The organism is Stenotrophomonas sp. 112478_Sma (assembly GCF_056479905.1).
This window is the reverse complement of record NZ_CM151072.1, coordinates 2,059,173-2,073,201: the sequence shown is the minus strand read 5'-3', so window position 1 is coordinate 2,073,201 and position 14,029 is coordinate 2,059,173. Positions and strand designations below refer to the sequence as shown.

General features: G+C 66.0%; 10 protein-coding genes. 7 read left to right on the top strand and 3 right to left on the bottom strand.

What is annotated here, in order from left to right; genetic code table 11:
* Positions 1-78: 78 nt before the first annotated feature.
* Positions 79-3,216 carry a TonB-dependent receptor gene (locus ACZK08_RS09650; protein WP_065182225.1) on the bottom strand — a complete coding sequence of 1,046 codons (3,138 nt, stop codon included), beginning with the start codon at positions 3,214-3,216 and terminating at the stop codon, positions 79-81.
* 402 nt (positions 3,217-3,618) lie between these two features.
* Between ACZK08_RS09650 and ACZK08_RS09645 the strand changes: the two genes are divergently transcribed.
* Complete coding sequence (locus tag ACZK08_RS09645) at positions 3,619-4,866, top strand: arsenic transporter (protein WP_065182224.1); 1,248 nt, start codon at positions 3,619-3,621, stop codon at positions 4,864-4,866.
* A gap of 24 nt (positions 4,867-4,890) precedes the next feature.
* On the opposite strand, the gene ACZK08_RS09640 is transcribed toward ACZK08_RS09645, so the two are convergent.
* Complete coding sequence (locus ACZK08_RS09640; RefSeq protein ID WP_196768755.1) at positions 4,891-4,953, bottom strand: CGNR zinc finger domain-containing protein; 63 nt, start codon at positions 4,951-4,953, stop codon at positions 4,891-4,893.
* A gap of 86 nt (positions 4,954-5,039) precedes the next feature.
* On the opposite strand from ACZK08_RS09640, the gene ACZK08_RS09635 reads away from it, so the two are divergent.
* Both ACZK08_RS09635 and ACZK08_RS09630 read left to right on the top strand, forming a co-directional pair.
* Positions 5,040-7,235, top strand: a complete 2,196-nt coding sequence (locus ACZK08_RS09635; RefSeq protein ID WP_065182223.1) for an AsmA family protein — start codon at positions 5,040-5,042, stop codon at positions 7,233-7,235.
* A gap of 66 nt (positions 7,236-7,301) precedes the next feature.
* Positions 7,302-7,787 carry a TspO/MBR family protein gene (locus ACZK08_RS09630; protein WP_065182222.1) on the top strand — a complete coding sequence of 162 codons (486 nt, stop codon included), beginning with the start codon at positions 7,302-7,304 and terminating at the stop codon, positions 7,785-7,787.
* Positions 7,788-7,800: 13 nt separating this feature from the next.
* On the opposite strand, the gene ACZK08_RS09625 is transcribed toward ACZK08_RS09630, so the two are convergent.
* On the bottom strand, positions 7,801-8,100 hold the full coding sequence (locus ACZK08_RS09625) for a hypothetical protein (RefSeq protein WP_065175681.1): 300 nt from the start codon (positions 8,098-8,100) through the stop codon (positions 7,801-7,803).
* Between the two features lie 195 nt (positions 8,101-8,295).
* Here ACZK08_RS09625 and ACZK08_RS09620 point away from each other — a divergent pair, with 195 nt between their 5' ends.
* From ACZK08_RS09620 to ACZK08_RS09605, 4 genes are all read left to right on the top strand, one after another.
* A complete protein-coding gene (locus ACZK08_RS09620) occupies positions 8,296-8,838 on the top strand; it encodes a biliverdin-producing heme oxygenase (protein ID WP_231107782.1) in 543 nt (180 codons plus the stop codon).
* Positions 8,839-8,935: 97 nt separating this feature from the next.
* Positions 8,936-11,173, top strand: coding sequence for an ATP-binding protein (locus tag ACZK08_RS09615; protein WP_065182220.1), 2,238 nt, complete (start codon positions 8,936-8,938; stop codon positions 11,171-11,173).
* Complete coding sequence (locus tag ACZK08_RS09610) at positions 11,170-11,637, top strand: response regulator (protein WP_053518529.1); 468 nt, start codon at positions 11,170-11,172, stop codon at positions 11,635-11,637. The genes ACZK08_RS09615 and ACZK08_RS09610 overlap by 4 nt, the downstream gene beginning before the upstream one ends.
* Positions 11,630-14,026 carry a hybrid sensor histidine kinase/response regulator gene (locus ACZK08_RS09605; RefSeq protein ID WP_065182219.1) on the top strand — a complete coding sequence of 799 codons (2,397 nt, stop codon included), beginning with the start codon at positions 11,630-11,632 and terminating at the stop codon, positions 14,024-14,026. The genes ACZK08_RS09610 and ACZK08_RS09605 overlap by 8 nt, the downstream gene beginning before the upstream one ends.
* Positions 14,027-14,029: the final 3 nt, after the last annotated feature.

Here is a 14,029-nt window from a genome sequence, read left to right as displayed (position 1 = left end):
AGGTGCTGCGTCAGGACAGGCCCGTGCGGTACCGTTGCCGGGACAACGGTACCGCGCCGGACGGGTCCGTCGCCAGACTCAGAACTTGTAACGGACACCCAGCATGTAGCGTGGGCTCTGGTCAGCCAGCTTCACGATCATCTGCGACGTGCGCGAGCGCCAGCGTACGTCCTCGCCGGTCAGGTTGATCGCTTCCAGTCCGAACGACCAGTGGTCGTCCAGCGTGTAGTTCACGCTCAGATCCCACTGCTCGTAAGCCTCCACATAGTAGGGATTGCGGCTGGCGCCCTGGTTGGCCAGGATCAGGTACTGGTCGCGCCAGTTCCACGCCAGGCGGACCGACCAGCCGTACTTCTCGTACATGAGCATGGCGTTGGCGGTATCACTCAGACCGGTGAGCGAGAACTGGTCGATGCCCGGATCGCCGCCATTGTTGTAGCCGACGTCGCCGCTGACGATCGTGTAGTTGGCCAGCACGCCGAAACCGGTGTCGCCGAAGAAGTACTGCCCGCCGAGCTCCCAGCCGTGCAGCTTGGACTTGTTCTGGTTGATCGGGCGGTTGACATTGAACTGGTACAGCGGATCGTCCGCCTGGCCATACAGATCGTAGGCCGCTTCGGTGGCCAGCACCTGCGCGTCGGTTCCGTTGTAGGCCGCCAGTCCGACGGGGTTGTTGCGCAGCAACGCCAGCGCGGTGAACAGCGAGGTGTCGTTGGCCGAGCAGGCGGCCGCATTGGCGGCACCGACCTGGGAGACGCAGGCTGCACTGGTGAGGAAGTCCAGAGCCGCACGCGCATCCGGGCCGGACGTGGGATCGGTCAGCCCGTACAGGCTCTCCTGGACAACGGTATTGCCGATGAAGTTGTCGACCGACTTGTTCCAGTAGGTCAACGACACATAGCTGGCGTCGGCGAAATACCACTCCAGCCCGAGGTCGAGGTTGTCCGATTCCAGCGGCTTCAGGCTGGGATTCTGCGCGTTGCCGCTGGCGCGCGACGACGGATCGATCAGCACCGATCCGAACGGCTGCTGTGCGCCCGGGCCCGCATAGAGATTGCCGTAGGGCGCGCGGGCGATGCTCTTGCCGAACGAGGCACGGCCTTTCAGCTCATCGGTGAAATCGATGCTGAAATCGAGATTGGGCAGGATGTAGCTGTACCTTGCCTTCTCGGTGAAGGGCTGCTGCTCGTCGGACAGCACGATGCGGAAATCGTTGTTGGCCTGCCACTCGATGGACTCGGGAACGGCGATGACCGAGGTCGAGACCACGTCGGTGGTTTCGTAGCGCACGCCCAGCCGGGTATTGGTGCGCATGCTGCCCAGCTGGCCATCCAGTTCCACCTGGAAGTAGGCCGCCTTGGTCTTCTCTTCCACGAAGTTGTCGGCCGCGCGTTGCGGGCTGACTCCCAGTCCCACGCCATATTCGTCCGCCGCCCACTGTGCGAGCTGGCCGGCGTTGCCGCGCCATGCGGGCCAGCTGCTGGCGCTGTAGTCGTCGAACAGGCCGACGATGTTGACCGGACGCAGCAGATCCATGAGCCCGGCATCGGTATCCCGGTTCACGTTGGCCACGCCCCAGTCACCCAGGGTCGAGTAGGCCTCGGCTGCCTGGATGCGGTGCGTGGTCGACTTGTTGGTATCCACGCCGAACTGGAACCGCCCCTGGTCGAAATTCCATTCGCCGTCCACGCGGGCCTGCTTGATCTCGCTCACCTGCGACTGTGCGTTGACACGCAGCACCTGGGTGCCGATCTCGCCCTCCTGGAAGCCCGGGTTGACCACGCCGTTGGTGCCGGCGATCGCATCTGCCGTGCTGGGATACCAGGTCTGGGTGCCGACCGGCAGACCATTGTTGAACTCCAGTTCCTGCACCCAGGAACCACCGCAATGGGGGCCACGGGTACAGTTGTTGGTGCCGGCAATGCTCATGAAGATCGAGCCGCCGCCGGTGAGCGGATCATTCGGACGACTCTCGTTCTTCGAATTGTGTGCGTCGAAGCTCAGCTTGAAGCGGTCGGTGACATTCCACACGGCATTGAAGCCAAGCGATCCCAGCTTGTACTCCTGCATGCTGCGCTGCTGTTCCAACCCGAAATCCTTGGTGCCGGCGATCTCACGGATGTAAACCGGGGTGGCCACCGCACCACTGGTATCGAACTGGACGTTGGTGTAGTTGCTGTTCTGCAGCCACATGCCCTGCTCGCCACGGTTCTCGGTGATCTCGTTGGTCGAGTAGGTGTAGTCCACGGTCAGGGTCAGGCTGTCCGTGGGCGCGAACTGCAGAACGGCCTGGCCGTTCACGCGTTCCCGCTCGAACTCCGAGAATGCATAGCGCAGGTCGTTCGGGCGTGCATAGAGCTGGCCGATCTCCGGCGCGTTGACCACCGTCGGGTTACCGGGCATCGAGCCCGTCCACGGCTGCACGTTCCAGTAGTTCTCCGTGGCCTGCACCGAGCCGCCCTTGCGCTTCTGCTGGCTCGCGCTCAGGCTCACACCGAAGGTCTTTTCCGGGTTGCTGTAACTGAAGATACCCGACAGCTCCGGCGTCAGATCATTGTCGAACGGCTGGCTACGGTCCGAGACGAGCTTCGCGCCGGCATTGGCGATGATGCCTTCGTGATCCAGCGGCCGCGCCGTCAGGATGTTGATCGTCGCGCCGATGCCGCCGCTGGGTACCTGCGCCTGGCTGGTCTTGTAGACCTCGATGCCGTTGATGGCCTCGGCGGCCAGCTGCGCGAAGTTGAAGGCGCGGGTGCCACCGTCGACGCCACCGATGGCGACCTGCCCGGACGCACCGAATGCATCGGCACCAGGCATCTGGCGTCCGTTGAGGGTCACCATGTTGAACTGCGGACCGAAGCCACGTGCAGTGACCTGTGCACCTTCGCCGTCACGACGCTCGATGGAGATGCCGGTGATGCGCTGCAGCGACTCCGCCAGGTTGGTATCGGGGAACTTGCCGATATCCTCGGCACTGATCGCGTCCACCACGCCAGCCGAATCACGCTTGATGTCCATGGCCTGGCTGAGGCTGTTGCGGATACCGGTCACCTGCACCGCGTCCAGCTGAGTAGGCTGCGTGGGCTGCGTCTGCGCCGTAGGCGGCTGTGCGGTGGTCGTGGAGGCCTCCTGTGCGAAGGCGGGATTGATCACCAGGACGCCGCCGACGAACGTGAACATGGCCCTGGAGCGGAACTTCGCCAAGGTCCGGCTCATGGACGGGTCCTCGGGTCTGGAGTAGCACGGAAACTGCGAGCGCTCATGAAAGTCCCCTATGACATACGATCGAATGGATGTACCGCCCCCTCCCAGGGGCACGCACGGGCGAGGCCCGTATTCCAAACCGAACATCGCGGGCGCCGGACGCGCCGCGACTCAAACTCGCTTTCAAGCCTGCCAGGACGAACACGCGGTAAAGAAGGCAGCCCCTGGACCCAAAACCCCGAATCTATTGGTAGCGCTACCATCGCGTTGAGGCGCAGACTAATCACCCTGGTTCCCGCTTGTCACCGTGCAGCGCAGCAAATCATTCCCGCGGCAGTCCCCTTGTGCGCATCGCACACGCGGCCGCGGCGCGACCCACACGGTATGATGCCGCGTTTCCTGCTCCCCCTCCCCATGCTCGCTTCCTACTCCTCCGCCATCATCTGGTCGGCGGTGGCGCTCGCCACCGTGGGTCTGCTGTTCCGTCCTTTCCGCCTGCCCGAGTATGTCTGGGCCGTCGTGGCGGCGGCGCTGCTGCCGCTGACCGGTGTGATGCAGGTCGGCACGGTCCTGGGCGCGGTCGCCGAAGGCGGTGATGTCTATCTGTTCCTGGTTGGGATGATGGTTCTGGCAGAGCTCGCGCGGCGGGAGGGCCTGTTCGACTGGCTGGCGCTGTACGCGGTGCGGCACGCGGGGGGCTCCGGGCGGCGGCTGTTCGACCTGGTGTTCCTGGTGGGCACGCTGGTGACGGTATTCCTCTCCAACGACGCGACCGCGGTCGTGCTGACCCCCGCGGTCTATGCCGCGTGCAGGGCGGCCCGCGCCAATCCCCTGCCCTACCTGTTCGTCTGTGCGTTCATCGCCAATGCGGCAAGCTTCGTGCTGCCCATCTCCAATCCGGCCAATCTGGTGGTGTATGGCAGGCACATGCCACCGCTGCAGCAGTGGCTGGCGCAGTTCGCGTTGCCGTCGCTGGCGGCGATCGGTGCGACCTATCTGGTCCTGCGCTGGGTGCACCGCCGCGAGATCGCGCAGCCACTGGCCCCGGCGCCGGAACATCGCCCCCTGTCTGCTGGCGGTCGCCTGAGTGCTTACGGCGTGCTGTTCACCGGCTCAGCGCTGCTGGTGACGTCGGCGTTGAACGGCCCGCTGGGTCTGGTGACCTTCTGCGCAGGCAGCGCGAGCGTCGTCGCCGTCGCCCTTCGCCAGCGCCAGAGCCCACTGCCGCTTCTGCGCAACGTGTCCTGGGGCGTGCTGCCGTTGGTGGCAGGTCTGTTCGTGCTGGTCGAAGGCGTGGCACAGACCGGCGTGATACAGATGGCGGCCAGTGCGCTGGAGTCCCTTGCCCGCACCTCACCGCAGCAGGCCGGGTGGCTGGCCGGCTCGGCCGCAGCCCTGCTCAGCAACCTCGCCAACAATCTGCCGGTGGGCCTGGCCGCAGGCTCACTGGGGCAGATGGCCGACCTGCCGGCGCAGACGCGCGCGGCACTGCTGATTGGTGTAGACCTCGGCCCGAACCTGTCGGTGACCGGTTCGCTGGCGACCCTGCTGTGGTTGGTGGCCCTGCGTCGGGAAGGCGAACATGTCAGCGGGCTCGACTTCCTGCGCATCGGCGTACTGGTGATGCCGCCCGCGCTGCTCGGGGCATTGCTGCTGCTCTGAGCCATCGCAGGTCCGGCACAGGGTTCAGTGCGGCTGCCTGCGCGAGCGGAACGCCGCCACCTTCATGCGGTTTCCGCACTGGGCCATGCTGCACCAGCGCCGCCAGTCACTTCACATGGTGAACCACGGTACTCGGCCATAGTGGCCGGAGTTCGTCATCATGTTGAGCGTTCATGGCAGCAGTCCGCGCGCACCTCAAGCATTTGCCTCGCCGGTGGCGCACAGCGCTCTACATCCTGCTCGGCCTCTACGCAGCCTATCTGTTGGCGGGCAACGTCTTCCTCAACACGCCGCTGTTCGACAACGTCACCAACCGCAAGCCGCAGAAGTTCGTGATGACCACGGGCCCGGCGATCACACTGGTGCCGGGCCACGTGATCGCCTGGAACGTGCACATGCGCGGCCACGTCAACCACACGGTCTATGTGCTGCATGCGGAACGTGCCAGTGCGCGCCTTGCCCTCCTCCCCCTGTTCCGGCGCGAAGTCCGGGTGCCGCGGCTGCAGGCGACCGGTGTTTCGGCCGACGTCAGTCGCGTCGATCAGGTCGTCCCCTCGCCCCCCCGCGGCACCCGCGGGTGGACGCTGCGCTTCAACGCCATCCATAGCGACAGCATCCGCAGTGCCCGGCTGGGCAAGCTGCTGATCATCGGCAAGGGAGCCGGAACGGTCGGTTTCCTCAAGCAACTGCGCGGCGGTCCGTCGGAACTGTTCGATTCCCAGGTCCGCTTCGATGCCGCCGACGTCAGCTATGACGGCGTCCAGCTGTTGGGGGACACAGAACTCACGTCCCGCTTCAGCTATCCCCGCCATTTCCGCGACCAGGCGCCCGGCCTGGCCAAACTGGGCCTGTTGCGGGCTGCGCTCGAGGTCAACGCACGAAGCCAGGGGCTTCGCCTGGATACCGGCCTGGCGCAGCCGCGGATCGCCAGTGCCCCGGTGCCGGGGCGACTGCAGATGGACATCCGGATGGACCATGGACGCCTGCAGCCCGGCAGCCACGCGCTGTGGCACGTGCCCCTGCTGCTCGGTGACGGCGCTCCCGGCCGTGGCGTTCTGGCCCTGCAGCTCAACACCGCCGACGACATTCGGCTGCAGGCCCGGCTGCCTCCCAAGGAAGGAACGGGCGCAGCGCTGGACGCCGATCTGCGGATTGCTGGCCGTGAGATTCCTTTCCGCCAGATCGACCAGTTGATCGAACGTACCTCGGGAACGGTGCGCGGCGAGTGGACCTTCACCTCGCTCAACTGGATCCCCGCGCTGTTCGTTCGCAAACCCTGGCTGCAGCTCGATGGCGGCGGCGTCCTGCAGGCGGATCTGAAGCTCCGCAACGGTGAACTGGTGGCGGGCAGCACGGTCGACATTCCCTCCGCCAAAGCGGTTGCCGGTATTGCCGGCGTGACGATGGCGGGCACGGCCAGCGCGCATGGTGAGCTCAAGGACGGATCGCCCACCCGCGCCGAGCTGTCGGTACGCCTGCCCCGCTTCACTGCCAACCCGACGGACGCGCCGCGCACACGGCTGTTCGATGGCCGCGATCTGCAGGTGACGCTGAGCGGTGACGGCCGTATCCGCGAGCTGCGCAACGGTGTGCGCGCGCACCTGCGTTTCAGTGACGCCACCATTCCGGACCTGGCGGCCTACAACCGCTATCTGGGCACGGACCAGGTACGGCTGCTCGGCGGCACCGGCCAGGTGAGCGGCGAGATGCGGCTGGACACCAATGGTCGCATCGGCCAGGGCAGCGCCCGCCTGCTGGGCCGGCAGGCACGTGCGCAGGTCGCCGGGCTGTCACTGGCCGGCGACGTGCAGCTGGATGCAGCCCTGCGCCGCGGCAACTTCACTGACCGCCATTTCGACGTCTCCGGCAGCACCGTCGAGCTGCGCAACATCCAGATGGCCGGTGTCGCACGCAAGACGCCGTGGCGCGGACGTATCGACATCCAGTCCGGGCGCATCGATGCACAGTCGCCGTTCCAGGTGGACGCACGTGGCGCCGTGGCAATGAGCGATGCCTCGCCCCTGCTGGCGGTGTTTGCCGAGCGCGGCGACTATCCGCGCTGGGTGCTGTCGCTGCTCGACGCTGGCCAGGTCGATGCGCAGACCGCACTGCGCTGGCGGCCGGGGCATCTCACCCTGGACGAGCTGACTGCGGAGAATGACCGGTGGTCCGTCCGCGCCCGCCTCGATCTTCCCGGTCAGCACAAGCGCGGCGATCTCTATCTGCGCTGGGGCGTGCTCGGCGCCGGCCTCGAGCTCGACGGCGATCAGCGCCGCTGGCACCTGGCAAAGGCCCGCGAGTGGTTTGATGAGCGCCCCTCCCTGCTGCCCGCCTCGGCGGCCCCTGCGCAACAAGCGCCTGGGGACTGACGGCCGGCGCTGCATCCAAACGTGCCACTCGTTCGTATTGGTTCGAGACCCACGCGAGGATGCCCGATGAAACGAACAACGCAGGCCCTTGGACTGGCCGGCTGGCTTACGCTGACCTTCGTGGCAGCGGCGCTTGGCGCACGGGCCTCGATCTCGGCATCGGATTTCTACTCCACCCTGTCGCTGCCCGCGTGGGCGCCTCCCGCCGGGCTGTTCGGACCGGTCTGGACGGTGTTGTACGCGCTGATGGCAGTGGCCGCGTGGCTGGTCTGGCGCGAGAAGGAACGGCGTCCCAACACGGTGGCATTGGTGCTCTACGTCGTGCAGCTGGCAGCCAACACCGCATGGAGCTGGCTGTTCTTTGGATGGAAACAGGGTGCGCTCGCCTTCGTGGATATCCTGGCCCTGCTGGCGCTCATCATCGCCACCGTGATTGCCTTCGCGCGCATCCGGACGCTGGCGGCGATCCTGCTACTGCCCTATCTGCTGTGGGTAGGGTTCGCCGCCGTACTTAACTACGCGGTGTGGCAGGCCAACCCCGGGGCCCTGTAAGGCGGTGCGCGCTTCAGGCGGTTGCTTCAGGCGCAGGCTGCCAGCTGCGCAGGGTCGCGCCCTTCAGCGACTGCTGCCCGCAGCCGGTCGGGCAGCGCAGCACGCGGATGGCCGACATACTGACCAGGCCCTGCCCCTCCACCGCCTTGAACACCGTCTCGCAGCGCAGGCAGCGTGCCACCATGGAATACAGGTGAACGATGCGGCGGGTGCCGGGGTCCTGCAGAAGATCCACATCCAGCAGCTGGAACTGGCAGCTGTCCGGCATCGCGCGCATGGAGTGGGACGTGTTCGGGGGTGTGTGCAGGTTCACGACGGAGCGCCAGTGGAAGTGTCCTGCGTACGTTATGGAAACCGGCGTGCAGCGGGTGTGCAGTGCACATGCAGTGACCGCGAAATCTTGTGCGGGCCGCGGACCGATTCTGCTAGGGTGCCGCAGATGCACAGTCCATTGCCGTCCTCCGATCCACCCGCCCGCTGCCAGCAGTCTGCCGGTAGTCCGTTGAGCGTGTACCTGAGGGACGCCACGCGGTCGGTGCACGGCAGCCTCGATGCGTTCCTGATCGGGCAACGCCTGTTCGAATCCACATTGCGCTACGGGCGCTTTCTCCAGGTCCAATGGCATTTCCACCACGCCGCCGCGCCGCTGTACATGGACGGGCTGATGCTTCCGGCAACGGCACGACTGCAGCTGGTTGAACAGGATCTGCTGGATATGGGCGCCCCGCTGCCACGCGCGCATGCCTGGCGTCCCAGGCTGCAGCACGCATCCCGTGCGTCGGCATTGGGTTGGCTGTATACCGTCGAGGGTTCTGCCCTGGGTTCGGCTGTCCTGCTCAAGTACGCGGCCGCGCTGGGGCTGGGTGCCGGCCATGGCGCCCGTCACCTTGCACCTTCGCCTGCAGGCGTGGCCGAGCAATGGCGGATCACCCGCGCGCATCTGGATGCGGAACCCCTCACGCAGCAGCAACGCCAGCAGGCCTGCAGCGCGGCTCAACAGGCGTTTGCATTCGTGCGGCGTTGCGCAGCTGAAGTGTTCAGCAATGCGTGAACAGGCATTCACATCGTCCGGACGGTATGCGGCCGCAGCATTTTCCGTCACCATTCCATTCCGCCCGGCCCGTCACGAATCATGAGTACCGCCCTTGATGCCTTCCGCTGATCGCACCTGGAACGATGCACTGTCGGACTGTGCGCGGGAACCCATCCACACACCGGGCGCCATCCAGCCCTACGGCGTGCTGCTGGTGCTGGATCCGCTGACGCTGCTGGTGCGGGAATGTGCCGTTAGCCAGCCCATCGCGCTGCGCCAGTACGGTGATCCGTTGATGCAGCATGTCGAGAACGCACTGGGCGGTGTGATCGGCCCCTTCGTACATCGCCTGCGGCACATCGCACCCGGCGGCACGCTGCACCTGGGCGCGGTCCACCTGGATGGGCTGGGGCGCCACCAGTTGCTCGCGCATCGTTCAGATGACGATCTTCTGATCGAACTGGAAGCCCCCGTTGCCGGTCAACCCGCCTCGCTGGAGGAGCTGTACCCCGCGATCCGCGAACTGATGCTCGCCATCGAGGGGGCCGCGACGGTCGAGGATCTCTGCCAGCTGGCGGCTGCGCACATACGCAGGATCGCCGGATTCGACCGTACCCTCGTCTACCAGTTCGACGCCGGCTGGAATGGAACCGTCGTGGCCGAAGATGGCAACGGCATCCTGCCTTCGTATCTTGATCTGCGCTTCCCGGAATCGGATATTCCGGCGCAGGCGCGCGCCCTGTATCTGCATAACCGGGTGCGGCTGATCGCCGATTGCGATTACACGCCCGTGCCCCTGGTGCGGGCCGGGCATCATCGCCAGGCCCCGCCCACCGACCTGAGCCTTTCCACGCTCCGCAGCGTCTCGCCGGTGCACCTGCAGTACATGCGCAACATGGGCACGGCGGCATCGATGTCGGTCTCGCTGATCCACGAGGGACAGCTGTGGGGGCTGGTGTCGTGCCACAGCGCACAGCCGCGCCGGCTGCCCTATCACGTGCGCACGGCCTGCGAGTTCATGGGGCAGATCCTGTCGCTGCAGATCGCACTGAAGCAGCGCGCACGCGCCGTGGAGGAACGGGTCGGGCGCCGGTCCTTGCTGGTCAAGCTGCTGGGCCGCATGGCCGGCGACGAGGACTTCATGGCCGCGCTCCGCCGGGACCCCGACAGCCTGCTTTCACTGACCGGCGCGCAGGGCGCGGCCATCGTGCACAGGAACGACTGCGTGCGCCTGGGCCAATGCCCCGGGAATCCGGAGGTACTTGCGCTGGCACAGTGGCTCGCGACCGCGCACGTGGGCGAGGAAATGTACTTCACCGATCATCTGACCGCGGCCTGGCCGCCTGCGGAGCAGTTCAGCGATGTCGCCAGCGGCGTGATCGCCGTATCCATCTCCCAGCTGCATGACAGCTACCTGATGTGGTTCCGCCCAGAGGTGGTACGCACGGTCAAATGGGGTGGCGATCCACGCAAGAGCGCAGGCGGCAGCGACGCCCTGTCGCCACGGCATTCATTCGAGGCATGGAAAGAGACCGTGCAGCAGCGCAGCCTGCCGTGGAACGAGGCCGACTGCGATGCGGCGCTCGAGATGCGCAACGCCATCGTCGACATCGTGCTGCGAAAGGCGGAAGAGATGGCCGAACTGAACGAGCAGCTGATGCGCAGCAACAAGGAGCTGGAAGCGTTCTCGTATTCCATCAGCCATGATCTGCGCGCCCCGTTCCGGCATATCGTGGGCTATTCCGAACTGCTGGGCAGCTCGGCAGGCGAGCGCTTGAACGAGACCGAGCGGCGTTTCCTCGACACCATCGTTGATTCGGCCAAATCGGCCGGCACGCTGGTGGATGATCTTCTGAGCTTCTCCCAGATGGGCCGCTCGACGCTGGGTCGCGCACGCATCGACATGGCAGCCATGGTGGAGGATGTGCGGAAGATGCTGGAGTTCGAATACCACGGACGCGACGTCCACTGGCAGATCGGGGACCTGCCCCAGGTTGAGGCCGACCCCACCATGATGCGCCTGGTCTGGCAGAACCTGCTGTCCAATGCAGTGAAGTTCACCCGCGAGCGCACGCACGCGGTGATCGCAGTGGCGCACGAGCGTTCGGCAGGCGAGGATGTCTTCACTGTGCGCGACAACGGCTGCGGCTTCGACATGCGCTATGTGGACAAGCTGTTCGGCGTCTTCCAGCGGCTGCACCATGTCGAGGAGTTCGAAGGCACCGGCATCGGCCTGGCCAACGTGCGCCGCATCATCGGCCGCCATGGCGGCCGCACCTGGGCCGAGGGCGAGCCGGGCAAAGGCGCCACCCTCCATTTCACCCTGCCCCTGCATTCTGGAGATGTTCAATGAGGGACCTGCGGCCGATCCTGCTTGTCGAGGACAGCCCCAAGGATGCTGAGTTGACCCTGGCCGCGCTGTCACGTTGCCAGCTGCTCAATGATGTCATCCATGTGCGTGACGGCGCCGAGGCGCTGGACTATCTGCGATGCGAGGGCGCCTTTTCCGGTGCCCGCCATGGCGGCCCCGTGGTCGTGCTGCTCGATCTCAAGCTGCCGAAGGTCAATGGACTGGAGGTGCTCGAGCAGGTTCGTGGCGATCCCGTTCTCAGCAGTACCCCGATCGTGATGCTGACCTCGTCGCGGGAGGAGCAGGATCTGATCCGCAGCTATGAGCTGGGGGTCAACGCGTTCGTGGTCAAGCCCGTGGATTTCAAGGAATTCTTCGACGCGATCCAGGGTCTTGGCATGTTCTGGGGAATCACCAATCAACCACCGCCGCATCGCCCGAACGGCTCGGGACACCACCATGGGTGATATCACCGACCGCAGCGAGCGCCTGCGCATCCTCATGCTGGAGGACAGCGCACTCGATGCGGAGCTGATCTCCGCCCAGCTGCTGCGGGCCGGCCTGGATTTCGAGGCGGAGCGCGTATGGACGCGTCGGGGCTTCCTCGATGCCATCGACAGCGGCACGCATGACGTCATCCTCGCCGATCATGTATTGCCCGGCTTCGATGGCGATGCGGCCCTGGCTCTGGCGCGCGAACGCATCCCGCATACACCATTCATTTTTGTTTCCGGCACGCTTACCGAAGAACTGGCGGTGCAGGCCCTGACCCGTGGCGCTCGCGACTACGTGGTGAAGCAGCGGCTGCAACGACTGCCGGACGCGATACGGCGTGCGCGGCAGGAGGCCCGCGAGCGTGGCAAGCTGGCTCAGGCCCAGGCGGCGCTGAATGACAGCCAGGCGCAGTTGCAGCAGATCACCGACGTGGTTCCGGCGCTGATCGCGCAGTTCGATCACGAACACCGCTTCCGCTTCGCCAACCGTGCGTTTCTCGACTGGCACGGGGTAAGCCTGGCCGAGCTGCAGGGCCGGACTGCGCGCGAGATCAGTGGGATTTCAGCCTTCGAGGAGGCGCTGCCCAGCCTGCAGCAGGTCCTGCAGGGAGAGCGCGCCAACTTCCAGGCACGTCTTGCCCATCGCAGCGGTGAGACGCGCTTCGTACAGATGGACTGCGTACCGGAGCGCGCAGCCGATGGCCGCGTGGTCGGCTACATCTGCGTGGGCAGCGACGTTTCCCAGCTCAAGCGCGCCGAACTGGCCCTGCGCGAGGACAACCAGTCGCTTGAGCGGCAGGTTCAGGCGCGCACCGCCGAGCTCCGGGCCAGCAAGCGACGTCTGCAGTCCATCTTCGAGTCCAGCTTCCAGCATCAGGTGCTGCTTGACCTGTCCGGGCGTGTCGTCGACGCCAACGTCGCCTCGCTGGCCGCGGTGCTGGCCGAGAAGGCGCAGGTTGTGGATACCCCCTACTGGCAGACGCCCTGGTTCACCACCACGCCCGGAATGAGCGAGGTGATCGACAAGGCGGTTGCCGATGCCGTAAGTGGGCGCAGCTCCCTGCACTCGCTCGAACTGGAGCTGCCCACCGGCCGGCGAAGTTTCGACGTTTCATTCCGTCCGTTGCAGGACGGCGCCGGCGAGGTCACCGCGGTGGTGTCCGAAGCCGTGGAGACCACCGCACGACTACAGGCTGAGCATGCACTCCGGCAGGCGCAGAAGATCGAGGCCGTCGGGCAGCTGACCGGCGGCATCGCCCATGACTTCAACAATATCCTGACGGTCATCTCCGGCAACGTCGAGCACGCGATGCTGTTGAGCGGCCATCCTGGAGCGTCGGCCGAGGCGACCACACGCGCACTGGACAACGCCCTGAAGGGCGTCTCGCGCGCGGCAAGCCTGACCCAGCGGCTGCTGGCCTTCGCGCGCCGCCAGCCGCTGCGCAGCCAGGCCGTCAACCTCAACGACTGCATGCTCGGAATGCAGGACATGCTGCAGCGGGCGCTGGGCGAGCTGGTGCGACTGGAGATCAGCACGGCTGCCGGCATCTGGTGCGTGGAACTGGACGTCGCGCAGCTGGAGGCATCCGTGCTCAACCTCGCGGTGAATGCACGCGATGCGATGCCCAGCGGCGGCCGGCTGAAGGTCGAGATCGACAACAGCCATCTCGACGGCGACTACGCCGCCCTGTTCCCCGATGCGGCTCCGGGCGAGTACGTGATGCTGCGTGTCCGCGACAACGGCCACGGCATGCCGGCCGATACGCTGGCGCGGGTGTTCGAGCCGTTCTTCACCACGAAACAGGTGGGGCGTGGCACGGGCCTGGGGCTCTCCATGGTGCATGGTTTCGTCAAGCAGTCCGGCGGCCACGTCCTGATCGACTCCGTGGAGGGCGGAGGAACCAGCATCACCATGATGTTCCCGCGCTCGCCGCTGCCACTGCCCTGTGAATCTCCCGCGCCGGCAGCAGGCCTGGCCGGCTATGAACAGCGCGGCGAAACCATCCTGGTCGCTGAAGACAATGACGATGTCCGCGCATACACCGTCGACGCCCTGCGCCAGCTGGGCTACCGCGTGCTGGAGGCACATGACGGGCCGTCCGCGCTGCGCCTGCTGGAACGCCCGGACGCGCGCATCGATCTGCTGTTCTCCGATATCGTGATGCCCGGCATGTCCGGCTGGGAACTGGGTCGCGAAGTCCGGGAGCGCTGGCCTGAGGTGGCGATTCTGTTCACATCCGGCTATCCGCGCGATCATGACGCCCCGGGGGGCGCGGGCCGCTCTGCGGCGCTGCTGAGCAAGCCATTCACGCGCGCCGATCTGGCCGAATCGATCCGCGGCGTGTTGGCGTCCTCCAGCTGACGG

Bases quoted from the DNA above. Each gene is read 5' to 3' on its own strand.
- ACZK08_RS09650 (WP_065182225.1), bottom strand. From the start codon at position 3,216: ATGAGCCGGACCTTGGCGAAGTTCCGCTCCAGGGCCATGTTCACGTTC.
- ACZK08_RS09645 (WP_065182224.1), top strand. From the start codon at position 3,619: ATGCTCGCTTCCTACTCCTCCGCCATCATCTGGTCGGCGGTGGCGCTC.
- ACZK08_RS09635 (WP_065182223.1), top strand. From the start codon at position 5,040: ATGGCAGCAGTCCGCGCGCACCTCAAGCATTTGCCTCGCCGGTGGCGC.
- ACZK08_RS09630 (WP_065182222.1), top strand. From the start codon at position 7,302: ATGAAACGAACAACGCAGGCCCTTGGACTGGCCGGCTGGCTTACGCTG.
- ACZK08_RS09615 (WP_065182220.1), top strand. From the start codon at position 8,936: ATGCCTTCCGCTGATCGCACCTGGAACGATGCACTGTCGGACTGTGCG.
- ACZK08_RS09610 (WP_053518529.1), top strand. From the start codon at position 11,170: ATGAGGGACCTGCGGCCGATCCTGCTTGTCGAGGACAGCCCCAAGGAT.
- ACZK08_RS09605 (WP_065182219.1), top strand. From the start codon at position 11,630: ATGGGTGATATCACCGACCGCAGCGAGCGCCTGCGCATCCTCATGCTG.